At 69.7% G+C, this 21573-nt stretch carries 24 protein-coding genes; 15 read left to right on the top strand and 9 right to left on the bottom strand.

Features of this window, described 5'->3' with window-relative positions:
• Positions 1-174 precede the first annotated feature (174 nt).
• Positions 175-687, top strand: coding sequence for a secretin and TonB N-terminal domain-containing protein (locus tag Q664_RS25690; protein WP_052518664.1), 513 nt, complete (start codon positions 175-177; stop codon positions 685-687).
• On the opposite strand, the gene Q664_RS25685 is transcribed toward Q664_RS25690, so the two are convergent.
• The 5 genes from Q664_RS25685 to dnaA form a co-directional block, all read right to left on the bottom strand.
• Positions 656-1345: a hypothetical protein gene (locus Q664_RS25685; protein ID WP_043401100.1), complete on the bottom strand. Its 690-nt coding sequence runs from the start codon at positions 1343-1345 to the stop codon at positions 656-658. The genes Q664_RS25690 and Q664_RS25685 overlap by 32 nt on opposite strands.
• Positions 1342-2220, bottom strand: a complete 879-nt coding sequence (locus Q664_RS25680) for an alpha/beta hydrolase family protein (protein ID WP_043401096.1) — start codon at positions 2218-2220, stop codon at positions 1342-1344. The genes Q664_RS25685 and Q664_RS25680 overlap by 4 nt, the downstream gene beginning before the upstream one ends.
• A gap of 193 nt (positions 2221-2413) precedes the next feature.
• Positions 2414-3040, bottom strand: a complete 627-nt coding sequence (locus Q664_RS25675; protein ID WP_043401093.1) for an NAD(P)-dependent oxidoreductase — start codon at positions 3038-3040, stop codon at positions 2414-2416.
• 189 nt (positions 3041-3229) lie between these two features.
• A complete protein-coding gene (locus tag Q664_RS25670) occupies positions 3230-3781 on the bottom strand; it encodes a hypothetical protein (protein WP_152622333.1) in 552 nt (183 codons plus the stop codon).
• Positions 3782-3894: 113 nt separating this feature from the next.
• A complete protein-coding gene (dnaA, locus tag Q664_RS25665; RefSeq protein ID WP_052518663.1) occupies positions 3895-5247 on the bottom strand; it encodes a chromosomal replication initiator protein DnaA in 1353 nt (450 codons plus the stop codon).
• 371 nt (positions 5248-5618) lie between these two features.
• Here dnaA and rpmH point away from each other — a divergent pair, with 371 nt between their 5' ends.
• The 9 genes from rpmH to Q664_RS25620 all read left to right on the top strand — a co-directional run bounded on the left by rpmH (position 5619) and on the right by Q664_RS25620 (position 12894).
• A complete protein-coding gene (gene rpmH / locus Q664_RS25660) occupies positions 5619-5771 on the top strand; it encodes a 50S ribosomal protein L34 (protein ID WP_043401084.1) in 153 nt (50 codons plus the stop codon).
• A 13-nt stretch (positions 5772-5784) separates the two neighbouring features.
• Positions 5785-6186, top strand: a complete 402-nt coding sequence (gene rnpA / locus Q664_RS25655; protein WP_043401082.1) for a ribonuclease P protein component — start codon at positions 5785-5787, stop codon at positions 6184-6186.
• A complete protein-coding gene (yidD, locus tag Q664_RS25650) occupies positions 6183-6401 on the top strand; it encodes a membrane protein insertion efficiency factor YidD (RefSeq protein ID WP_043401078.1) in 219 nt (72 codons plus the stop codon). Before rnpA ends, yidD begins: the two co-directional genes overlap by 4 nt.
• Positions 6402-6417: 16 nt before the next feature.
• Entirely contained in the window at positions 6418-8271 is a 1854-nt protein-coding gene (gene yidC, locus Q664_RS25645; protein WP_043401074.1) for a membrane protein insertase YidC, read from the top strand.
• Positions 8268-9044 (top strand): KH domain-containing protein, encoded by a 777-nt coding sequence (locus Q664_RS25640; RefSeq protein ID WP_043401072.1) that lies wholly within the window; start codon positions 8268-8270, stop codon positions 9042-9044. The genes yidC and Q664_RS25640 overlap by 4 nt, the downstream gene beginning before the upstream one ends.
• A 32-nt stretch (positions 9045-9076) precedes the next feature.
• Positions 9077-9307: a hypothetical protein gene (locus Q664_RS25635; protein ID WP_043401070.1), complete on the top strand. Its 231-nt coding sequence runs from the start codon at positions 9077-9079 to the stop codon at positions 9305-9307.
• A gap of 264 nt (positions 9308-9571) precedes the next feature.
• Complete coding sequence (locus tag Q664_RS60150) at positions 9572-10741, top strand: hypothetical protein (RefSeq protein WP_043401068.1); 1170 nt, start codon at positions 9572-9574, stop codon at positions 10739-10741.
• 25 nt (positions 10742-10766) lie between these two features.
• The gene (locus tag Q664_RS25625) at positions 10767-12209 is read left to right on the top strand and encodes a tRNA modification GTPase (RefSeq protein WP_043401066.1); all 1443 of its coding nucleotides are present in this window, start codon (positions 10767-10769) and stop codon (positions 12207-12209) included.
• A 100-nt stretch (positions 12210-12309) separates the two neighbouring features.
• Complete coding sequence (locus tag Q664_RS25620; protein ID WP_043401063.1) at positions 12310-12894, top strand: Uma2 family endonuclease; 585 nt, start codon at positions 12310-12312, stop codon at positions 12892-12894.
• Between the two features lie 21 nt (positions 12895-12915).
• Here Q664_RS25620 and Q664_RS62700 read toward each other — a convergent pair whose 3' ends face one another.
• Both Q664_RS62700 and Q664_RS25610 read right to left on the bottom strand, forming a co-directional pair.
• Positions 12916-13998: a cyclic di-GMP-binding domain-containing protein, MshE-related gene (locus Q664_RS62700; protein ID WP_052518662.1), complete on the bottom strand. Its 1083-nt coding sequence runs from the start codon at positions 13996-13998 to the stop codon at positions 12916-12918.
• Positions 13999-14277: 279 nt separating this feature from the next.
• Positions 14278-14694 carry a hypothetical protein gene (locus Q664_RS25610; RefSeq protein ID WP_160174499.1) on the bottom strand — a complete coding sequence of 139 codons (417 nt, stop codon included), beginning with the start codon at positions 14692-14694 and terminating at the stop codon, positions 14278-14280.
• Between the two features lie 163 nt (positions 14695-14857).
• On the opposite strand from Q664_RS25610, the gene Q664_RS58010 reads away from it, so the two are divergent.
• The 5 genes from Q664_RS58010 to Q664_RS25590 all read left to right on the top strand — a co-directional run bounded on the left by Q664_RS58010 (position 14858) and on the right by Q664_RS25590 (position 19635).
• Positions 14858-15163, top strand: coding sequence for a hypothetical protein (locus tag Q664_RS58010; RefSeq protein WP_152622332.1), 306 nt, complete (start codon positions 14858-14860; stop codon positions 15161-15163).
• A 162-nt stretch (positions 15164-15325) separates the two neighbouring features.
• On the top strand, positions 15326-16258 hold the full coding sequence (locus tag Q664_RS25605) for a DUF2381 family protein (protein ID WP_043401061.1): 933 nt from the start codon (positions 15326-15328) through the stop codon (positions 16256-16258).
• 15 nt (positions 16259-16273) lie between these two features.
• Positions 16274-16780 (top strand): hypothetical protein, encoded by a 507-nt coding sequence (locus tag Q664_RS25600; RefSeq protein WP_052518675.1) that lies wholly within the window; start codon positions 16274-16276, stop codon positions 16778-16780.
• Between the two features lie 267 nt (positions 16781-17047).
• Complete coding sequence (locus Q664_RS25595; protein ID WP_160174498.1) at positions 17048-18889, top strand: Tox-REase-5 domain-containing protein; 1842 nt, start codon at positions 17048-17050, stop codon at positions 18887-18889.
• 11 nt (positions 18890-18900) lie between these two features.
• Positions 18901-19635, top strand: coding sequence for an Imm52 family immunity protein (locus tag Q664_RS25590; RefSeq protein ID WP_043401057.1), 735 nt, complete (start codon positions 18901-18903; stop codon positions 19633-19635).
• Positions 19636-20109: 474 nt separating this feature from the next.
• Here the strand turns inward: Q664_RS25590 and Q664_RS25585 are convergent, their stop codons facing one another.
• On the bottom strand, positions 20110-20865 hold the full coding sequence (locus tag Q664_RS25585) for a DUF5953 family protein (RefSeq protein ID WP_043401191.1): 756 nt from the start codon (positions 20863-20865) through the stop codon (positions 20110-20112).
• 18 nt (positions 20866-20883) lie between these two features.
• Positions 20884-21573: tetratricopeptide repeat protein (locus Q664_RS25580; RefSeq protein WP_152622331.1), on the bottom strand; the 690-nt coding region annotated here is incomplete at its 5' end.

Here is a 21573-nt window from a genome sequence, read left to right as displayed (position 1 = left end):
ACCGGCGATCCTGGCGCACACTGGGAGAGCACGCGCGGTTTGCCGGTTCGGGCTGTTTCGAAAATAGAGACCCCGGAGCGGGTGCACCGGCCACACGCCGGGGAATGTGGGGCGGAGGCAGGGCGCGTCCCACCCCGAAGTCCATGGAGGACAAAGGGCCGGGAGGCACTTGAAGTGAGTGGGGTCGCGGGGTTGGACTGGCTCCATGAAACCGCCGCGCCCGCCGTGGCGAAATCGCCGAAGGAGGCGAAGCGCATCTCGTTGGACGTCACCCGGGCCAACGTGCACGACGTGCTGCGGATGCTGGCGGACGTGGGCCGGTTGAACCTGGTGGTGTCCGAGGAGGTTCAGGGCACGGTGACGCTGTCGTTGCGCAACGTGGTGTGGACGGAGGCGCTGGACGTGGTGCTGGCCTCGCGCGGGCTGGGCATGGAGCGGCGGGGCAGCATCCTGCGCGTGGCGTCGCTGAGGACGCTGCAGGAGGAGGCCGAGGCGCTCGTTCGCCTGAAGGCGGCGAAGGAGCAGTCGGCGCCGCTGCGCACGTGGCTGATTCCGGTCAACTCCGCGCGGGCCTCGGAGTTGCTGCCGCACGTGAAGGGCGTGCTATCGCCGAGGGGCAGCGTGAGCGTGGACGTACGCACCAACACGCTCATCGTCACGGACGTGGAGGCGCCGAGCCTTCCGTAGGTGCATGCTCCCTCGGGGGAAGACCCTCACCCTGACCCTCTCCCAGGGGGAGAGGGGACACCTCGCGGCCGTACCAGCTGAGGGCGAGCAGCACATCTCCCCGCCAGGTGGCGTACAGGCCCCCCTCGAAGTCCACTCCGGCGCGAGCGGTGAGGGCGAGCCCCCAGGGCCCCAGCCGCCCGCGCGCGCCGAGCAGTGCGCGCACGGGCACCCGGGGGCCTCCATCGCGCAGGAACGCCTCGAGTCCGGCCTGGGCGCCGAGGAAGCCCTCGAACCGGGGGCCCCCGAGGCTCGCGGTGAGGCCCGCGTGCGGCCCGAGTCCCAGGTCCGCGGGGCCTCGCACCACCCCATAGGCGGTGAGCCCGAGCTGCGCCGAGACCTGGAAGGTGCCCGTGCCCGAGGTGAGCTGCCATTGGCCGGCGCCGCGCAATTCCAGCACCCCGGTGGAGGGGAGGATGAAGAACTCGCCACCGAAGGCGGTGGGCCGGGACTCGGAGACGGGGGGCGCGGCGAGGAGGAAACCCAGGCCCACGCCCTGGGTGCCCCCGAGCAGCGACAGGTGCGAGGCATCCACGCGGCCGCGCGCGGTGAGGACGGGGGCCTCGGCGGCGGCCACCGGGGCGAGCAGCAGTGCACTGGCGAAGACGTGGGCCTTCATCGCGCGGTTACCTCCGTACCGGGCACCTGGCGGATGTCATCGGCGCCGGTGCCCTGTCCGGCCAGCGCGGCATGGAGGAAGCGCGAGAGGACCTCGGCGATGCGCTCGTGCGCGGTGTCGAGCGGCACCGTGGGCGCGCAGCCATCCTCCACGTCCCGCTGGTCGCTGGAGGTGAACTGGAAGTGGGTGACGCCCTGGAGGACGGCGAGCACCGTGGGCGCGGGGAGCCGGGAGGCCTCCTCCCGGACGCGGGACAGCTCCGAGAGGCAGTCCAGCTCTCCGGCCAGCGAGAGCGAGGGCACCGCGAGGGAGGGGATGCGCTCGGCGTCGGCCGGGTCCGGGTAGCTGGCGAGCAGGGCGAGGGCCGCGAAGCCGCCGTCCAGGGCGAGCTTGGCGGACACGACGCCGCCGAGCGAGTGGCCGGCCACGGCGATGCGCGAGGGCTGGACGAGGCCCTCGAGGAGCGAGCCCTCGGGAGGAGTCGTGAGGAGCTCGCGGGCGAAGTGGCCGTTGTCGATGGCGGACAGCGGCAGATCGAGCGGGTGCGAGGGCATCGCGACGACGTAGCCGCGCGCGGCGAGGGACTCGGCGAGCCAGAGGTAGCCCTCGGGGGCCACGAAGCCACCGTGGACGAGGACGAGCCCGGGGAGTGGAGCGCCATCGGCGGGCCGGGCGGGATGGCCCTCGGCGTCCGAGGGGAAGACGACGCGCACGGACACGAGGTCCGTGTGCCGGGCGCGCACCTCGAAGAAGGCCTCGGAGACGGGAGTGGGCCCGGTGCCCAGCAATCTGCCCGAGGTGGGCGCGGGAAGCGCGCAGCCGGACAGGGCGCACACGAGGGCAAGGAGGAGGAAGGACAGCGGGGCCGGCTTCATACGAGGGGCTCGCGGAGGCTCACGGGTGGGCACTGTGTAAGGCCCGGAGCCGCGGTTCGCCAGCGCGTGTGGGAACCCGGGGCGCGCGATACCCTCACCCTGTCCCTCTCCCGGAGGGCGAGGGGCCGGTGACGAAGTTCGCGAACTGGTCCGACTGTTGGACCAGTTGGTGACGAGCGCGCCCGGCGGGGGCTCAGTCGCCCACGATGCCGACGCGGACGCGGTGGTGCTCGGCGCCGAGGGCCGTCTTGAGGGTGAAGTCGGCCACGTCCTCGGCGTAGACCTGACGGCCGCCGGTGGGCAGGGACTCCACGGCGGTGCGGTACTTGCCCGTCTTCACGCCGCTGGGCATGACGGGAGGGCACACCACCACCCAGTCGAGCTCGCTCTCCTGCAGCACCTGGAACGCGCCCCGGTGGTCCTCGAAGGCATGGCGCAGGAAGGGCGGCAGGCCGTGCTCTCCGGCGAGTCCCCCGGCCGGGTGGGGCAGCAGCCCCGCGGCGCCCACCGTGACGAGCCGTTTGAGGCCCTCGGACTTCATGGCGGTGACGATGGAGCGCGTGGCCTCGGTCACCACCGTGACGGCGTGGGTGGCGTCCCGGGCGCCGATGGCACTGACCACGACCTCGGCGCCGCGGAGGGCCTCGGCCACGGTGGTGCCGTCCTCCAGACTGCCTTTCTTCACGAAGAGCCGCCCGTGCTTCAGGCCCAGCCGCTTCGGGTCGCGGACGTACGCCGTCACCTCGTGCCCCAACCCGAGCGCATCGTGCACCAGCGTGTGCCCGACGCGCCCCGTCGCTCCGAAGACCGTCAACCGCATGGGTGTTGCTCCTCCGAGCCGCGTCCCGTGTACAAGGACCGGGCCCGTCAGGCCCTGGCGCGGACGAGCGCGGCTCCGGGTGTATAGCGCCCCCGGCCCACGCTTGTCCGCAAGCTGTTCACGGCACGAGCGTCCGGAGGCGGCCGGTGAAGGGGGGGTTCCCGCTACCGGGAGGCCCGGTGTGTGGCGTCAAGGTGACGCGGGCACCTGCGGGGCCTGGGTCAGGTGCTCGACCGCGACCGTGAGCTTGCTCATTTCCTGCTGGAAGCCCTGGATGGCCTGGCCGTGCCCGTGCAGGCGCTCGTCGTGCCGCTCGAGCGTCTGTTCCACCACCTCCAGACGCGTGTCGTGCTGGTCGAAACGCTTGGAGAATTCGGACCGGAGCTTGTTCATCTCCTGGTGCACGGCCTCGAGCGTCATCTGCTGCGAACGTTCGATTTGAGCCAGGAATCGGATGCCCCGTTCCTGCTGCTCCTCTCGGAGTTCCTGGATGGCCGCGGCCAACTGCCGGTCTCGCACCTTGCTGTTGACGATCTCCTGGTCGACCTTGAGCGTCACCTCCGTGAGTCGCAGGTCCATGCCGCCCAGAAGCAGGCCCGTGCGCTTCTGACCGTCTTCCAGCGATTGCAGGCGCTGCTCCAGCCGCTGCTGGCCCTGCTCCATCAAAACCAGGATGCGCTGCTCGCCTGGCGTGAGGGACTGCTCGCCCATCCCCATGGGCACCGACGTGGATCGATCCATCGACGCACTCCTCCTGTGGTGACTTCTCCAGTAGGTTGACCCATGAGGTCACCTCAAGTCAAGTCACCGCACAGGTCAGGTGTCTGGATGTCCGCCCTCCGGGGCGGCGCCGTTCACTCGCCGGTCAGCTTCGCTTCCAGCTCGTCCAGCTCGCGCTTCACTCCGGCGTCCGTTTCGCGCAGCTTCTCCACCTTGCGCACCGCCGAAATCACCGTGGAGTGGTCCTTGTTGAACCGCGCGGCGATCTCCGGGAACGAGCCCTTCGTCAGCTTGCGGCTCAGGTACATGGCCACCTGCCGCGCGTGCGCCAGCGCCTTGTGCCGGCGGTCCTCCTTCAGCGCCTCCACCGGCACCTTGTAGAACCGCGCCACTTCCTTCTGGATGCTCTCCACGTCCACCACCTGCCGCGACGGCAGCACGTCCTTCAGCACGTGCGAGGCGAAGTCCACCGTCACCGGGTGCCTCGACAGCGAGTGGATGGCGCTCACCTTCACCAGCGCCCCCTCCAGCTCCCGTACGTTCTTCTGGAACGCCCGGGCGATGAAGTGCGCCACCTCGTCCGGCAGGTCCAACCCCTCCATCACCGCCTTCTTCTGGAGGATGGCCACCCGCGTCTCGAAGCTCGGCTCCTGGATGTCGGTGATGAGCCCCATGCTGAACCGGCTGCGCAGCCGATCCTCCAGCCCGGGCACCTCCGCCGGCACCATGTCGCTCGTCAGGATGATGGCCTTGCCCTGCTCGTGCAGCGTGTTGAACGTGTGGAAGAACTCCCGCTGCGTCTCTTCCTTCCGCCCCAGGAACTGCACGTCGTCGATCATCAGCACGTCGCACTCGTCCCGGAACTTCCTCCGGAACTCGGGCATCCGCTGCTCGCGCACGCTCTCGATGTACTCGTTGGTGAACTGCTCGCTCGACAGGTACACCACGCGCTGCGTGGGGTCCCTGTCCCAGATTTTGTTGCCGATGGCGTGCAGCAGGTGCGTCTTGCCCAGGCCCGTGCCGCCATAGATGTAGAGCGGGTTGTAGGCCCGGCCCGGGGTGTCGGCCACCGCCTGGGCCGCCGCGGCCGCCAGCTGGTTGCTATCCGCCACCACGAAGTTCTGGAAGGTGAACCGGGCGTTGAGCCGGGGCGGCCGGCTCCCATCGGACTTGACCGCTGGTGCGGGTTGCAGCTCCGGCGGAGGCGCCAGGCCCGGCACCACCTCGTAGCCCAGCCGGCTGGGCGTGTCCGTCACCCGCGCCAGCGTCGACTCGAGCAGCCCCCGGTAATGGTCATCCACCCAGTCCTGGTAGAAGCGGTCCGGCACCGCCAGCACCAGCGCGTCCTCGCGCACCTCCAGCGGCTGCATCCGGTTGAGCCACCCCAGCGCGTAGTCCTTCCCGTCCCGCTTGAGACAGTCCAGGAGCATCTCCCAGACATTCTCGGCACTTGGCTGGACAGGCAGGGGGCGGGCGAGCGCGTTCACGAAAGGCCTCCAGGACCCCGGCGAGGCCGCCAGGGAGGGGGCCGTCCGTGCTAACAGGCCCCCCCTGGGCGATCAAGTTTGCCGCCCCTCCTCCTGTCATTCCGCGACCCTACACCCCCTCGTCCGATCTCAGCCCCCACCGGAATCCCCACCCCCCTCCCACCGGTTGTGGTGCGAGTCTTCCCACCCCCCGCCCGTTTCACCCCGGGTGTGGGGCGCAAAAGGGGGCCGGTCCATCAGATCCGGACAGCCCGGAGTGATCCGACATTGACTTGGGTGGGAGATCGGGTTACGAGCGCCGCCTTCCTCAGTCTCGTGGATAAGGGCGCCCACTTCACGTTCGGGCGTCTCGTCGTCCCAGGAGTCCAGCCGTGTCCAAGCGCACCTATCAACCCTCGAAGATCCGGCGCAACCGCACCCACGGTTTCCGCAAGCGCAACTCCACCAAGGGCGGTCAGGACGTGCTCAAGAGCCGCCGCGCCAAGGGCCGTAAGCGCCTGGTGGTGTCGTCCTACAAGAAGTAGCTGGGACGCTCGCGTGAAGGCCGAGGGCCAGGCGCCACCTCGCGACGAGCGCTTTCCCAAGGCCCTGCGCCTGCTTACCCGGCGCGAGTTCCTCGAGGTCCAGGAGAAGGGTCAGAAGCTTCCCTCTGACAGCCTCCTGGGACTCGCCCGGCCCAACGCCCGGCCCTACAGCCGCGTGGGCCTGACCGTCTCCAGCAAGGTGGGCAATGCCGTGGAGCGTGCCCGCCTGCGCAGGCTCCTCCGGGAGCTGTTCCGCAAGCGTCGTGGGCAATGGCCCTCCGGTGTGGACGTAGTCCTGGTCGTGCGCCAGTCCGCCAAGGATGCGTCGTTCACGGACCTGTCTCGCGCCTTCGATGGCATCACCCGCAAGCTGCAGAGGTTGTTTCCGTCCGGCCCCCGGGAGTCCACCCGATGAGCCCTCTCGCCTGGCTGCTCGCGCTGCCCATCCGCTTCTACCGGCGCTTCCTCTCGCCCCTGCTCCCCCCGGCCTGCCGCTTCCACCCCTCCTGTTCCTCGTACGCCCTCCAGGCCCTCCACAAGCACGGGGCCCTGCGCGGCTCCCGCCTCACCCTCTGGCGCCTGCTGCGCTGCCAACCCTTCCACCCGGGCGGCTTCGACCCGGTGCCCTGACGGCTCCCCTCTCCCTATGAACGATCTGGATCCGCTCTCGCCCCACTCGGCTGACTCCCAGCGGCGACTGATGGTGGCGCTCGCCCTCGCGATGGCGCTCACCTTCGCCTACACCTATTTCTTCGCCCCGCAGGGGCCGCCGCCCCAGGCCGGAGGCGCGGACGCGGGGCAGGTGGTGGCCGGCACCGACGCCGGCACGGCCGCTCCCACCGCGGGGGCGGACACCACCGGGACGCCGTCCACTGGGACGGGCTCGGAGGCCCCCGTGGCCGCCGCCGAGGCGACGCCGCCCCCGCCGGTGCGCACGCTCGACTTCCAGCGCGAGTGGGCCCGCTACTCCTTCTCCACCCAGGGCGCGGGCCTCGTGTCGGCCGAGCTCCAGGGCCAGAAGATGCGCGAGCAGGGCCAGGTGTCCATCGCCGAGGGCTACAAGCTGCTCTTCGGGGGCAACGTGCCGCCTCCGCCGCAGATGAACCTGGCGCAGCCGGTGGCCGGCCAGCCCCTGCCGCTGTCCGTGTCCATCACCGGCCCCGCGCCCCTGGCGGCCGACGCGCGCTACGCCGTGGCCGAGACGGGCACCCCCGGCGGCACCCTCTTCACCGCCCGCCAGGGCCCGTGGGAGGTGACCAAGAGCCTGCAGTGGCCCCGCGAGGGCTTCGAGCTGCTCTACACGCTGCAGGTGAAGAACACCTCGGCGCAGGCGGCCACCGGCGAGCTGCAGGTGCACTACAACCGCGCCATCGACCCGAACAACGAGCACGCCCCGTCCTTCTTCGGCGGCGTGGGCAACCTCAGCTACGCCTCGTGCCACGTGGGTGAGGAGAAGCACAAGCTGGCTCCCGAGCAGAGCGCGCCGGACGCCGAGGAGTCGCGCGGCCCGGTGCACTACTTCGGCATTGATCAGCAGTACTTCCTCTCCGCGCTCTACCCGCTGGATGGCCCCCTGCAGGGCCGCTGCGACTTCGTGGCCACCCCCACGGTGCGCGGTGTCACCGCCAGCTTCCCGCTCACCGTGGCCGCCGGCGAGACGGTGACGCTGCGCTTCGGCGGCTACTTCGGGCCCAAGGAGGATGATCTGCTCGCCGCCGTGCCCGGACAGGCCCTGCGCGACGCCACCGGCCTGGCCGCCACCGCCTACAAGCCCCAGCTCACCGAGACCATCGACTACGGCATGTGGGCCGTCATCGCCAAGCTGCTGGTGGGCGTCATGAAGTTCTTCCACGGCCTCTCGGGCAACTGGGGCGTGGCCATCATCCTGCTCACCGTGCTGGTGAAGCTCATCCTCCTGCCCCTCACCCACCGCTCCATGGTGAGCATGGAGGCCATGAAGAAGCTCCAGCCCCGCGTCGAGGAGCTGCGCAAGAAGTACGCGGACGACCGCGAGCGCCAGAACATGGAGATGATGAAGCTCTATCAGGAGGCCAAGGTGAACCCGCTCGGCGGCTGCCTCCCCATGCTCATCCAGATGCCGGTGTGGATCGCCCTCTTCACCGCCCTGCGCAACAGCTACGACATCTACCAGGAGCCCTTCTTCGGCCCGGTGTGGCGCGACCTGACCTTCAAGGACCCCACCTACATCCTGCCGCTGGCGCTGGGCATCAGCATGATCATCACCCAGAAGCTCCAGCCGCAGATGGGTGACCCGACCCAGGCCAAAATCATGACCTGGTTCGTCCCCATCCTCTTCACCGCCACGCTGCTCAACTACCCGGCGGGCCTGGCGCTCTACATCTTCACCAACAACCTCCTCTCCATCGCCCAGCAGTACGGGCTGAGGAAGTGGCTGGAGAGCAAGGAGCACAAGGGCGGCGGGTCTGGCGGACTGCCAGCGGGCACGGCCACGGCCACGGCGGGAGGCAAGCGCAAGTGAGCGACGTGCAGGCACCTCCGTCCACTTCCACTCCCGCGGGCGGCTCGGACATGCGCCTCCGCGTGGAGCGGCTGCTCACCGACATCCTCGGCATGATGGGCTTCCCCGCCCGGCTCGACTTCAAGGACGCCAGCGATGGCAGCCTCTCCGTCGCCCTGCACTTCCAGGGCGAGCCCCCTCCCGGAGTGGAGCCGGGCAAGCGCAGCCAGGTGGTGGACTCGCTCCAGTTCCTCCTCAACAAGATGCTCCACCGCCCGGGCTCCGAGCGGCGCTTCCTCCTGGTGGGCGCCGGCGTCCACCCCGAGCCCCGCAGCGAGCGGTTGAAGCGCGAGCAGGCCGCCGCCGCCGCTCAGCCCGCCGTGCCCGCGCCGCAGCCCGCTCCCCCGGCCGCCGCGCCCGCGCCCCGGCAGCCCAAGCCCGCCCGGGGCGCCCAGCAGGCCCCCCCGCACGCCAAGGCGCCCGCCGCCCCGGCCCGTGTGTCCGAGTCGGATGAGCGCTCCCTGGAGGTGGCCGAGGATGCCTCCCTGCGCGAGGTGGCTCGCAAGCTGGCCGAGAAGTCGGCCTCGCTGGGCCGCTTCTATGCCCTCGTTACAGTGAAGCAAGATGACCGCGCGCGCGTCCTGAAAGCAGTAGAGGGTGTGCCGGGGGTGAAGGTCTCTTGCGAGGGCGAGGGCCGCAACCGGCGCGTGGTGTTCACTCCGGAGAAGCCCGCCCCGCTCCCCAAGCGGAGCATGCTGCCGGACGACGATGACGAGGACGACCTCGAGGGCTAGGCCCTCGGGGCCCACCGACGAAAGGGCATTCCATGGGCAAGGCCAAGTCGCTCAAGGACAAGCTATACGGCGCCGCCGTGATGAAGATGAGCTTCCGGCTGCGCGGGGACGAGGAGTCCCCGGCCTTCAAGTTCGTCTACCCCGGCGTGCTCCGCGATCTGGAGCTGGAGGACGCCGCGGTCGAGAAGTACATCGAGGAGAACCGCGAGAGCGTCGAGCGCGCCGCCCGCGGCTCCATTCCCGCGCAGAGTCCCCGCGGCTGACGTCCCCGCGGCTGACGTCCCCGGGGACTCGTCTCGTCCCCGAGGGCTCGTCTCCCGGGGCGATGTCCCTCGGTCCCGGGTAGGTGTCGGCCGGTGGGCTCGCACCCGCGCGGGGCGCCGCTGGTGGACGTTCCGAGCGTCTCCTGGCCGCGCCCCGCCCCGGGTCCGATGGACGCGGCGAGCGGGCGCGCCTAGTTCCTGGAGGCTTCCCGCTGGAAGGGTTCCGGCGGGCCATGCCCCTCCGGGGCTCAGGAGGCCTCTCGCATGCGGCGCCTCGTCGTCCTCCCCTTGTTCGTCCTGCTCGTCTCCGCCTCCGGTTGTGGAGGCAAGGGTGACCCCGGTCCCAAGGGAGAGCCGGGCGCCTCCGGTGAGTCCGTCCCCGGGCCTCGCGGTGAGCCGGGTGCCAAGGGAGACACCGGGCCCATGGGGCCTCCCGGCAACTTCGCCCGCATCCGCGTCGTTCCCCCGGGGGACTCGCCCCTCATCGGCGGCGAGAACCTGCGCAACGCCCTCCAGTCCATCACGAAGGTCTCCGCCGAGGAGCCCTGGCTCCTCTTCCTCGAGCCCGGCGTGTATGACCTCGGCACCCAGGGGATTCAGCTGCGCCCGTACATCCACGTGCAGGGCGCCGGACAGCAGCTCACCACCGTGCGCTCCCGCGCCGCCGGCCCCACCGTGGTGACCACGGACCATACCGAGCTGCGCTCCCTCACCGTGGAGCACCTCGGGGGCTCCGGCGAGGCCGTGGCCCTCTCCAATCCCTCGTCCCTGTTCCGCGCCCGCGATGTGGTGGCCGTGGCCCGCGAGGGCTCCTCGCGCACCGTGGGGCTGCTGTCCACCGCGGGCCCCGGCACCGGTGGCTTCGAGCGCGTGCAGGTGAGTGCCGTGTCCTCCCGCGGCGAGACCGTGGGCTTCTCCTGCGAGGGCTGCTCCGTGAAGGTGTCCGGCTCCACGTTCCTCGCCCAGGGCGGAGCCCGGGCCACCGGCGTCTCCGTGCACGGGGGCGCCCTGGAGCTGTGGGACTCCTCGGCCATGGGCCAGGGCGGCTCGGAGGCCCTGGGCGTCGAGGCCGAGGGCTCCCGCCTCGTGCTCGTGCGCGCCGAGGTCTCCGGCTCCGACGGCGGTGTGTCCGTCGGCCTGCGCCTGGCCTCCTCCCCCGCTTCCGTCCGCGACAGCACCCTCTCGGGCTCCGGCCCCTCGGGTCAGCAGGCTCGCGCCCTGGAGACCCTGCGCTCCGACTCCGCTCGAGTCGTGGACGTGCAGCGCTCCACCCTCTCGGGCTCTACCCAGACCCTGCGCTCCTCCGAGGGGTACTCCATCCGCATCGCCACCTCCCAACTCCGTGGTGGCAAGGCCGATGGCAATGGCATCGTGTCCTGCAACGGTTGCTACGACGAGAACTTCCACTCCCCCGCCTCTCCCACCGGCCTGTAGTCCCCCCTCGCGGGGGCACCCTTCCATGAGCTCCCCCGCCACCCTCGCCGCGCTCGCCACCGCCCCCACCGCCGGCGCCGTCGGCATCCTCCGCCTCTCCGGCCCCGCCTCCCTCGAGGTGGGCCGCATGCTCGCCCCCGGCGTGCCCGCTTCGCCCACTCCCCGGCACGCCTACCTCGCCTCCTTCGTCGATTCCTCCGGCGCCGCGCTCGATGAGGGGCTGTTCCTCTTCTTCCGCGCTCCTCATTCGTTCACCGGCGAGGATGTCGTCGAGCTCCAGGCCCATGGGAGTCCTCGTCTCCTGCGCATGTTGCTCGCTCGCGCCCTGGAGCATCCCGCCGTGCGCCACGCCGGACCCGGGGAGTTCACCCGCCGCGCCTTCCTTCATGGCCGCATCGACCTCACCCGCGCCGAGGCCGTCGCCGACCTCGTCGCCGCCGACTCCGAGGCCGCCGTGCGCGCCGCGGCGGCGGGACTGGCGGGGGCGCTCGCCGCTCGCGTCCGCGGGCTGGAGGAGCCCCTGCGCTCGCTCCATGCGGACCTCGAGGGAGTACTGAATTTTCCCGAGGAGGCCGAGGGCGCCGATGCGGGCATGGAGGCCCGTGTCTCCGAGTTGCGGAGCACCGCGGATTCCCTGCTCGCCGAGGTGGGCCGTGGACGGCTCGTGCGCCGGGGGGCCCGTGTCGCCCTGTATGGGCCCGTGAACGCGGGGAAGAGCACGCTGTTCAACCGGCTCCTGGGGGAACAGCGCGCGCTCGTCGATGAGGAGCCGGGGACCACTCGCGATGTGTTGGAGGCCCGTGTCGAGTGGGAGGGGCTCGGTGTGGTGTTGCTCGATACCGCCGGGCTTCGCGAGGCCCCAGGACGCGTGGAGGCGCTGGGGATTGCTCGCACTCGCGAGGTGCTCGCCGCTGTCGACCTCGCCGTGCTCGTGCTTCCCCCAGAGGCCAGTGGAGACGAGGCACAGCGGTGGCTTCGTGACGCGGGGGCCACTCCTGTTCTTCTTGTCGCGGGGAAGTGTGATGTCCGTGGGTCTCGGGAACGCGCTGACCCTCACCCTGACCCTCTCCCAGAGGGAGAGGGGATTGACTCGGGCTCAACCCGGGATGCGGGCACCCTCACCCCGTCCCTCTCCCGGGGGGAGAGGGGTTCTGGCCGTGGGTCCGCCTTGGCGGTCAGTGGGTTGACGGGCGAAGGGGTTGAATCGCTCCGCTCCCAGATGCTCTCGCGCTTGTGGGGCGGCGGCGCTCCCTCCGCCGTCGCCCTCGTCTCCGAACGTCATGCCGATGCCCTTCGCCGCACCGCTGACGCCCTCTCCCGCGCCGAGCGCGCCTGCCGCTTCTCCACCCTCGAGGTCGTCTCCGGTGAAGTCGGCCTCGCCCTCGAGTCCCTCGGCGAGGTCTCCGGAACCTCCGCTTCCGAGGCCCTCCTCGACGCCATCTTCCAGCGCTTCTGTATCGGTAAGTAGACACCCGCCCCACCGCCCGGCTCGTGTCAGACCCCTCCTTAGAATGCTTCCCCTGCCCGGCCCCCACTCACCAGGGCCGGAGGAGGACAGGGTGATTCCGATGTGCAACAGCCAGGCGGCTTACTCGGCTCTCGAGGCGCTGCCGATGGGATGGGTTGGGGAGATCCTCGACGAGGAACTGGTGGCTTCGCCCCGGCCGGCGCCAGGTCAGGCCCGTGCCGCCTTCATGTTGGGAGTTGAACTCGGTGAACGGCTCGATCCCCGCCGCGGGGGCTCCGGCCGCTGGTGCTTCCTCCGCGCTCCCGAGCTCCGTCTCGGCCGCGATGTGCTCGTCCCCGACCTCGCCGGCTGGCGCCGCGATCGGCTCTCCGAGGCCCCCACGCCCGATGAGCCCTTCCTCACGCTCGCCCCGGATTGGATCTGCGAGGTCCTCACGCCCTCCACCGCCGCGTTGGATCGCACCCGCAAGCTGCCCGCCTACGCTCGCGCCGGTGTCTCCCACGTGTGGCTCGTGGACCCCGCCGCCCGCACGCTCGAGGTCTTCCAGCGCGTCAAGCGCGGCTGGCTCCTCGTCGACACCTACGAGGGCGACTCCATCGTCCGCGCCGAGCCCTTCCACTCGCTCCCGCTCGAGCTCTCCTCCCTCTGGATGCCCACCGAGAGCTTCCTGGAACTGGTCCGCTGAGCCCCTGACTCCCGAGGCGCCTCAGCTCGCCGCCCGGAGCCGGGGCGCCTCTCCCTTCAACAGCCGCGCCGCCGGCACCCGAGGCCGCTCGCCCGCCGCGCGCAACAGCCGCCTCACCGCCCGCAGCATCAGGTCCGTGTCCAGTGGCGCCGCCAGGAAGCCCTTCGCTCCCAGCGCCCGCGCCCTCTCCACGTCCAGCTCGGGCACCTTGCCCGCCACCAGCAACTGCGCCACCGGCTTGCGCCCCATCGCCTCCAGCGACGGCAACGGCGCCAGCACCACCGCCCGCGCGTCCGCCGCCAGCACCTGCTCCGTGCTCGCCACGCCCGCCCGGAAGCCCGCCTCTCCCAACACCCGCACCAGCCCCGCCGCCGCCGCCGCGCCCCACCCGTAGACGAGCACCGCCCCCATCTCCGGCTCCGCCCGCTCCGGCAGTTCCAGCATCCCCGCCAGCTCCTCCATCTCCAGCGGCTCCAGCAGCGGAATGTCCAATGTCTCGCGCTCGGGATTCAGGTCCGGCAGCAGCACGCCGCGCACCACCTCGAAGGGCCCACCCTCCGTCAGCGCCGCCAGGCCGTCCTCGTGGTGGACCGCCATGTCCGCGTCCGCCTCGGGCAGCGTGATGGCCTCCACCTCCGCGCGCCGGGGCGCCACCTCCGCTCCACCCTGGTAGAGCCGCTCGATGGCCCGGCCAATCGCCGCGTCCGTCGCCAGCCACGGCACCACCCGCGCCTTGCACGCCACGCCGCGCACCGCGTCCAGCGACTGCAGGCTCGCCGGCGCGGCGATCGCCACCACCAGCACCATGTCCCTCGGGCCCTCCAGCCGCAGCGGCACCACCCGGTGCATCTCCGCCAGCCGCCTCGGCACCAGGTTCCCCAGCCGCGCGTTCATCCGCTGCGCGTCCAGGTCCATCGCCGGCACGCCCGTCTGGTGCGCCAATGCCTCCAGCACCTGCTCCGCCGTGCAGAACCGCAGATCCACCACCACCTGCCCCAGCGGTACGCCCCACTTGCGCTGGTAGGCCAGGGCCGATTGCAACTGCAACCCGTCCAGCACCCCCAGCTCCACCAGGATTTCGCCCAGCCGCTTCTTCGTCTGCATTGGCAGCCCCCCCATGCGTGCGTGCGCGGCTCTCTAGAACGTTTCCACCCGGGCTGTCTTGTCTGTTCGCGTCAAAATGTTGCGACCAGGCGCCATTTCCTGTCTGTCTTCAGGGGTTGTCTGGTTATCCCGGGCGTGCGACGAGGCCGGTGTCCGCTTCCGGACGGCGGTGGGGGACGTCCTCCCTCTCTGGGGGAGCGCCCGGAACGGCTCGGGTCCGGGCGGGGGCTGCTCAGTCACCGGTGGCCTCCTGGGGCGCCCGAGGAACGGGGCGGGTGATCAAGGCACGTTCTCGGGCTGGTTCGAGAAGAGCGCATGGAAGAGCATCGTCTCGGGAGGCTCCTTCCATTCCACGACGAGCGGGACGGGGATTTCGGCGACCTCACGCGGGAGGGCGCTGACGCCGAACGTCTCCTCGATCTTCCTGGCGAAGACGTCGGCTGGGTGCCTCATCGGGGGAGTGAGGGGCTCGAAGCGGACCGTGGAACGGAGCCGCACCTTGCCGGCCCGCTCGAATTCGATTCCGTAGAGCATGTAGATGGGCGCCAGGATGCTGATGCAGCCCACGACGGCCCAGTCGAAAGGTGGCAGCGGCCGGCCCTTGACGGGATAGGCGACACAGCGGAAGCAGGCGTCCGCGGTCGCGGTGCCATCTCCCATGGTGAAGTCGGGAAGCTCTCGAGAGAGGGCATTCAAGAATGCATGCCAGCGGTCGGCCTTCTGGAGCACTTCTTTCCAGCGTGCTTCGCGTTTGTGATCCTCCGGGCTCGGCTCTTGTGTGAGATGCTGGTACCTGTCCGGGCGCCAATACTCTCTTGCAATGGAGAGCAGTTGCTCCGGGGTCAAGTCCGTTTGGCTCATGGGACCCACCCTCCAAATTGAAGTCTTCGCACAACAAACCAAGACCGGATGCCGGCGTGGCGGAGCTGAAGACGAGGCGGGCGGCCTCATTGGCGCGTTCCGCTGCGATGCGCTGTGCGAGGGGAACGGAGAAATGGGCGTCCTCGTTCTCGATAGGCACGTCCACTCCGAATCTGCAAAGGAAAGAATCTCCCGTGACACGCTGGATGTTGACGTGAACGCATGCGGCGCGCCAGCCACCTGGTTTGGTGCCGGTCTGTTTGACGACCGTGACGAATTGGAAGTGTCTGGGTTCGATGAGTGATGATGGGCCTGAGATGGGAGCAAGTGGGCGCTCTCGAGTCCACCCTCCAGCCGCCAGGCGGCCCGCGCGCCCTGCTCCAGGTGCCCGCTTCCCGACGGTCACCCGGGACCGTGACTGGAGGACTGGCGGCATGCCATCTGACCTGCTAGGTTCACCCGCCGCATGCGCGAAAAGCTACTTCGGCGGTCTACCCTGCTTCTCGTCCTCGCCGCGGCCGTGGCCGTGGCCAAGGTGCGCGAGCCCATCGAGCGGGCCCTCATCCTCTCGGAGCACCCGAGGAGCGAGGCGCCCCGGGTGTATGTGGGGGGAAGGATCGCCACCCTCCTGCGCCTGGAGAAGCCGTGTGATCCCGCGCGCACGGTGATGCTGGGGTGGGAGGGGCACTTCGAGCCCGTGGTGTGCGCTGGCAGGTGGGTGTTGCTCTATCCCTTGCGCGACCTTACCCCCGACAACCCGTTCCTGCTCCGGGTGACGCTCGCGGATGGGACGGAGCTGCCGTTCATCGTGACGTCCCACGAGCAGTCCTATGGCAACCGCGAGGTGGACCAGCAGGTCAACGTGTTCGCCAGCCGTGAGGACTACGACGCGGTGCTCTCCTCCCTGTACCGCGCGCTCCAGAGCGAGCGGGAGCTGCGCGAGCAGGTCGAGCGCTACGAGAAGGAGGAGAACTCGATCGACCACGCCTACGCCACGCTGCTGGCCAATGGCGAGGTGAAGCAGGCGCCCTTCAAGCGGAAGGACCTCTACGAGCTCAGCGACGGGGAGATCGGCATCAAGGTCGAGATCTTCGCTGGGAAGGGAAACGGTAAGGCGGCGGTCGTGGTCCAGCTCGCCAACACGCACCGCGACAGGCCGTGGATCCTCAAGGAGGCTCGGGTGTCCTCCGATTCGACTTCCCGCACGGCCCGGCCTTTCGCCCTTCGGATGAACCGGGCGGAGATCGTCTCCGGGGCATCGGGAAGTCTCGCCGTCGTGGTGGACAAGAGCGCGTTCGTTTCGGAGAAGGGCATGGTGAGTCTCGTCCTGGAAATCTTCCGCGATGACGGGCTCCAGCAACTGGCCGTTTCGCTGGATCCCCAACTGGTGCAGGAGTAGGAGCGAGCAATGCCCATGATGCCCAGGACGGGGGCCTTCCTCCTCTCCACCCTCGTGCTTCTGATGTCGGCGGGTTGCGCCACGGCTCCATCCCCGTTTCCGGGTAACGTAGCGCTGCGAGCGGATGGAACTCCGGTGGCGGACGAGTGCCCGGCGAAGGCCCTCGAGGTGATGCGGTATCTGAGAATAAGCGTCGGGGATTCGGCCTGGATCTCGCTTGATGCGAACCAGATGAGTACGCGGCCCATCACCCTCTACGAGGGGCCCATCGAGAGCATCCTGGAGGAGGACCTGGGGACGCTCAGTTCTCCGTCTCGTCTGTACGGGCGTGTCTGGACGGAAGGCCCCCAGGTCGTCATCCGGTACTATGAAGCTCACCCCCTGGAAGGAGACAAGGTGCCCATCTGCGCGGTGGCCCGGCTCGGGAAGGGGCAGCTGCGCAAGAGGCCCGAGTCCAAGCCGGGGACCGCCATCGTGGAGTCCCCCGCCGCGGCGGTCTTCATCGTGGACGCGTTCCGGTGAGCTGCCGCACGCAGCCACAGCACTGTCCTCGTGCCCGCGGGGGAGGGCCTCGTGTTGAATTCCGCAGGAGCTGATTTCAGCCGGGATTCTTCACCAGGGTAGATGCAGTGCTGTCACGTCTCCGCACGCCCCACCGCACGCCGGAGCCGGCGGCGAGAGCGGCGGCGTAGCCCGTCAATTCCAGGACATGGCGTCGCTGGGATAATGGGCCTGCATGGGCCTGCCCCCTCTGTAGGGTTGGCCGTCCCGCCTCCTATCCTCCAGGGCATGCTCGTGAGTCAGGACAGCGCCACATCGAAGAGGTACCCGATTCCCGCGGTGGGGGCGGGCGGCGGTACGCAGTTGGAGGCCCGGCGGAGGCGACGGGGCGGGGCGTGGGGAACGTTGCGTCTGGTGGCACTGGTGCTCATCGGGCTGACGGCGTGCGCGACGGGCCATCCCATGAGCGGGACGCTGGCGGGTGGGGGACACCCACGGTGGAGGGGGCGGCAGGCGAGCGCCATGTCACAGGCGCTCGACGGCGAGGCCCAGGCGGCTTCCGCCGTGAGGCCAGGCGGTGCGGGCGAGGACCTGGAGGACGCTGCCACTGGAGGTGAAGGGCGTGAGGCCGGGGTGCCCGTGGTGGTCGAAGAAGATGCCGCGGCACCGGGGCCGCGGAATCACCGGCCGCGGCGCATGAGAGTGGCCGACGAGCGAGAGGCGCTCGAGGGCAAGGGCATGGGATGGCCCGACGGAGTAGGCGACGGGCAACCCTTCGAGGTGCCCATGACGCTCGACTACTTCCAAGGCTTCCTCGCGCAGGCGGGCGTCCCCGGCACGGCGCTCTCGAAGGACGGGCGTACGCTCGCACCTCGGGAGGCGATGGAGCTGTTACCCCATCTGCTCTCCACTCCGCTGACCTTGGGTGACTTCGGGCTGCGGAGAATGGCGGCGCACCTGCTCCTGGAGGTGGCCGCTGGGGGGGAGGTCGTGACGCGGGACACGCTCCACGCGAGGATGCGGCGCTTCTCGCGGTTGCTGGTGCTGCGTCCGGACGGATACCTGGTGAGGGCCACGACGGGAGTGGCGGTCCAGAAGGCCGGTCAGGTCGTCCTCGCCGAGGACGGCACGCTTCGGGCCGGGCGCTTCGAGGTGGGGCCGTTCTACGCCGTCGAGGGCGGGCGCCTCTTTCCGGTGGACCAGGGGCTCGAGGTTCCCAAAGGCACGCGGCCGGCCGGCCTGTACGAGCCCGACGACAACCCGGCGCTCGCGGTAGCCGAGGGGGCGGCGCTCGCCGTGGTGGACATGGTGGAAGGCCTCTACCGGCTGGTCTTCTACACGGGCGAGACGCTCGAGGGGCTCGCGCAACTGCCGGGTGTCGTGAGGCAGCTCTACGAGAACTCCCCGCGGCTGTGGGAGGAGTTTCGTCACAAGCCCCACGCGGAGAAGGTGCGCACGGTGTCGCGGCTTGCCACGGGCGCGGTGCTGACGGTGGGCACGGCCGGTGCTGGGACGGCGAAGGTGGCTGCCTGGGGCGGCAAGCTGGGGAGCCTCCCCGTGCCCCTGCTGTCGCTTTCGGGTGAGGGACTTCTGACGGTGCGCCTGGTGGCCGTGCCCGTGGGGAGTGTTGCCACCGCGGCCGCGCCGACGCTGAGCGCCACCTACGTGCTGCACATGGCCAACCAGAGCGCCCATGGCGCGGGAAGCGGTGGCGGGTGGCCTCCGGTTGGGGGGCCGGGTCAGTGGGTGCGGGACACTTCGAGTATGTCGGAGCAGGCCCGGGCCTACCAGGCCCAGGTGACGGGCGCCCCGGAAGGCTGGTGCTACACGGTGTGCCGGAATGGGAAGTGCGTCGAGTACGACGGCTTCGCGCCGAAGGAGGGCGTGCTTCTCGAGGGCAAGGCGCGTGGGTACGAGCAATGGTTCGACAAGGACCTCAAGCCCAAGCTCGATTTTTACGAGGGCTTGGGGGACCTGCTCAAGCAAGCGCGACGTCAGTTCCAGATGGCAGGCGGGCTGCCAATCCGCTGGCACGTCGCCGAGCCTCGGATGGTGGCCGTGCTTCGGAAGTATTTTGATGAGCGAGGCCTTCAGTCCATAGAGGTGGTTTACACCCAACCGGTGAAGTGAGGCCGCCGAGCATGAGTGAACGCTACGGAATCAAAGCGTATTGGGGGCACCGTCCAGAGTCGGCCGAGGAGTGCGCACGGCGGGCGGAGACGTTCTTCCGCCTCCTTGGGGAGTGCCATCCGGACTTCGCGCGGTGGTACGAGAAAAGCAACTCCGCTCGAAAGGCGCTGCAACTCGGCTTTGAGCCCACCCGCGAAACCTTCATCCGTTTCTTCGGCCGCGAGGAGTACCAGATTCTGGATGACGGTTTTGAGTTCGACGCCTGGACGGGGCATGTGGAGCAGGACCGGGGCGGCTCGGTCATGCTCGGTTGTGGCTCGAAGGCGGAGGTTGCGCCGAACTTCCTGTGGCTCTTCCTCCCCCAGGAGGCCCTGGGTCAGGAGCGCGTCGTCACGGGGCCTGTCGTCTCGAGTGCCATGCGTGCCGTTGCGGTGGCGTGGGAGCCGGAGTGGGCGGTTGCGACGGCGGACGGGCTGTGGGACGAGCTCTCCGGTGGCAGTCAGCTCGGATGCTTCGTGGGCTGGATGACGTACTTCTCGAGGGCCCGGGGCGAGGTGCCTGCCTTGCCCGCGCCAGTGCGTGTGGAGCCCGTGGGTGACAAGGGGACGCTGGTGACACTCACCCCGGAGCGACTTTCCCCCAGCGATCCGGCGCACGTGGCGCTTGCCTGGCGAACGCAGAGGGCGCTCGAGGAGCGGGGGCTGTTCCGGTTGATGGTGCCGCCGGCTTCGAGGCGGAAGACATGAACTTGGAGACCCGAACAAAACCGGTATTGCGCCCCGGCTTCTGGCGGCTTCTGCGGAGGCCGGGGCGGTTTTGTCAGGGACGCTTGGTGTCGAGAACTTCTGGCGACCTGCTTGGAGGAGGAACGGGACGTTTCCTTCCTCCCCCTGGGAGTCACCCCTCAGGCTCGCGCGAGGGAGGGATAGGCTTTCGCCATGGGCGTGACCTTCTTCTGGCTCTCTGTCTCCCGAGGCGGTCCCCAATCCTGCCCGTCCTGGCTTTTGGATGTTCCCCGAAGGGACCGAAGCGTTCGAGGCGCTCTTCCGCCCGGATGCGCTGAGTGCCTTCGGGCAGGGATTCATCAGAGCCAGGGGCTGACCTGAAGCCGCTCATCGTGGCCGTACACCCCGCGCGTCTCCCAGACATCGCGACGTCAGCGTTCGCACCCCGTCACCACCGCCCGCCTTGCCTTCGCCAACGCCCTTCCTCTAGCGCTGTCACGTCTCCGCGCGCCCGCCGATCTCCGGGAATCGCTCGTAGGCTCGTTTGAGCGCCTCGAGGTGGGCGGGCTTGTCCAGGTCGAGCGGCGCATCGGTGAGGCTCACCACCCACCCTCCCGACTCTGTCCGCCGGGCCCGCGCCAGTAGTTCGGCATCGCGGGAGGGGTCCGGGAAGCCGAGCGCCTCCGCGGCGGCCGTGGACCAGTAGTTGATCCACCCGAGGTACTGAGGATGCCTGGGCGAGCGGATGTGCCACGGGAGCTTGAGCATGGGCAGCCCGTGAGGGGGATGTTCCGGCCCACCTGACTTCGGTCCCGTCTGCGCCGCGATGACCAGCCTCACGGGTCCCGGCGCCACGACGCCCCACCGGGCGCGCACGCCTTCCGCGACATTCTCCAGCATGTCTCTTGCCGCGGCGACAACGGCGTCGTCCTGCGGGAGCTTCGCATGGACCAGCAGCAGCGGCTCGCCCCCTGGACTCGAGATCGCGCTCTCCCGCCTCCCATCCATCGTCACCGGGTAGCCCTCGTCCCCATTGCACAGCAACCCGAACTCGCCGTCCGTTATCGACTCAGCCAGCCACGCCTCACGCTCGGGAAGCGCGATGGGCCGCCCCGCTTCCGAGACCCGCCACGCCAATCGCAACCCGGGGAGTGCCCGCTCCATCCCTTCAACAGCCGCGAGCGGGCGCCCGTCGTCCGTGGTGAGCGCTGGCGCGTAGACGTGCAGATGGAGGCGAGCCCGAGTGGTCATGGTTTGCACCCCGCGAGCTCAGTCGTTGCCCGCCAGGATCTGGCGGAGCAGGGGGAGCACTTCCCTGGCGACGGGGTGCTCCGGCCCAAGAGAGCCGAGCAGGGTGTCCATGGCCTGCTGGGCCGTGGTGGCGGCTTCGGGCTTTTTCAACGCGGCCTGGACTTGTGCGAGCTGGGTAAGGGCTTGCGCTGTCTCGGGATGTTTCGGCCCCAGGGCGGCACTGGCGATGCTGGCGGAGCGCAGCAGAAACGCCTCTCCCTCCTGTGGGCGATTCTGTGCGGCCAGGTTGGAGCCGAGGTTCGCGAGAACAGAGCAAAGCGCTGGATGTCGAGGGCCGAGTGCCTGCTCGATGATGGACTGGGACTGGCGGAGTAACGCCTCTGCTTCGACGTAGCGGCCTTGTTGTTGGAGCACCCTGGCCAGGACGTGGAGCGAAGCGCCGTAGTCCGGGTGGAGTGTGCCGAGCGCCTGCTTCTTGATGGTGAGGGACTGGCGAAGCAGTGCCTCCGCCTCGGCATACTTGCCCTGTCTTTCAAGCACCCTGGCCAATTCGTGGAGCGAAGCGCCGTAGTTGGGGTGGTGTGTGCCGAGTGACTGCTCGTCGATGGAGAGGGACTGGCGGAGCAGCGCCTCCGCCTCGGCATACTTGTCCTGACTTTCGAGCACCATGGCCAGGGTGTGGAGCGAAGCGCTGTAGTCCGGGTGGAG

Origin of the sequence: Archangium violaceum Cb vi76 (genome assembly GCF_000733295.1) — a bacterium.
GTDB lineage: Bacteria > Myxococcota > Myxococcia > Myxococcales > Myxococcaceae > Archangium > Archangium violaceum.
This window is presented reverse-complemented; position numbering and strand designations above follow the sequence as displayed.

Excerpts from the sequence above, each read along its gene's own strand:
- Q664_RS60150 (WP_043401068.1), top strand. The coding sequence starts at position 9,572 with ATGCGGCGCCTCGTCGTCCTCCCCTTGTTCGTCCTGCTCGTCTCCGCC.
- Q664_RS62700 (WP_052518662.1), bottom strand. The coding sequence starts at position 13,998 with ATGCAGACGAAGAAGCGGCTGGGCGAAATCCTGGTGGAGCTGGGGGTG.
- Q664_RS25605 (WP_043401061.1), top strand. The coding sequence starts at position 15,326 with ATGCGCGAAAAGCTACTTCGGCGGTCTACCCTGCTTCTCGTCCTCGCC.
- yidD (WP_043401078.1), top strand. The coding sequence starts at position 6,183 with ATGAGCCCTCTCGCCTGGCTGCTCGCGCTGCCCATCCGCTTCTACCGG.
- Q664_RS25585 (WP_043401191.1), bottom strand. The coding sequence starts at position 20,865 with ATGACCACTCGGGCTCGCCTCCATCTGCACGTCTACGCGCCAGCGCTC.
- Q664_RS25625 (WP_043401066.1), top strand. The coding sequence starts at position 10,767 with ATGAGCTCCCCCGCCACCCTCGCCGCGCTCGCCACCGCCCCCACCGCC.
- Q664_RS25600 (WP_052518675.1), top strand. The coding sequence starts at position 16,274 with ATGATGCCCAGGACGGGGGCCTTCCTCCTCTCCACCCTCGTGCTTCTG.
- Q664_RS25670 (WP_152622333.1), bottom strand. The coding sequence starts at position 3,781 with ATGGATCGATCCACGTCGGTGCCCATGGGGATGGGCGAGCAGTCCCTC.
- Q664_RS25595 (WP_160174498.1), top strand. The coding sequence starts at position 17,048 with ATGCTCGTGAGTCAGGACAGCGCCACATCGAAGAGGTACCCGATTCCC.
- Q664_RS25675 (WP_043401093.1), bottom strand. The coding sequence starts at position 3,040 with ATGCGGTTGACGGTCTTCGGAGCGACGGGGCGCGTCGGGCACACGCTG.
- Q664_RS25635 (WP_043401070.1), top strand. The coding sequence starts at position 9,077 with ATGGGCAAGGCCAAGTCGCTCAAGGACAAGCTATACGGCGCCGCCGTG.
- yidC (WP_043401074.1), top strand. The coding sequence starts at position 6,418 with ATGAACGATCTGGATCCGCTCTCGCCCCACTCGGCTGACTCCCAGCGG.
- Q664_RS25680 (WP_043401096.1), bottom strand. The coding sequence starts at position 2,220 with ATGAAGCCGGCCCCGCTGTCCTTCCTCCTCCTTGCCCTCGTGTGCGCC.
- Q664_RS25620 (WP_043401063.1), top strand. The coding sequence starts at position 12,310 with ATGTGCAACAGCCAGGCGGCTTACTCGGCTCTCGAGGCGCTGCCGATG.
- Q664_RS58010 (WP_152622332.1), top strand. The coding sequence starts at position 14,858 with ATGGGACCCACCCTCCAAATTGAAGTCTTCGCACAACAAACCAAGACC.
- Q664_RS25685 (WP_043401100.1), bottom strand. The coding sequence starts at position 1,345 with ATGAAGGCCCACGTCTTCGCCAGTGCACTGCTGCTCGCCCCGGTGGCC.
- Q664_RS25590 (WP_043401057.1), top strand. The coding sequence starts at position 18,901 with ATGAGTGAACGCTACGGAATCAAAGCGTATTGGGGGCACCGTCCAGAG.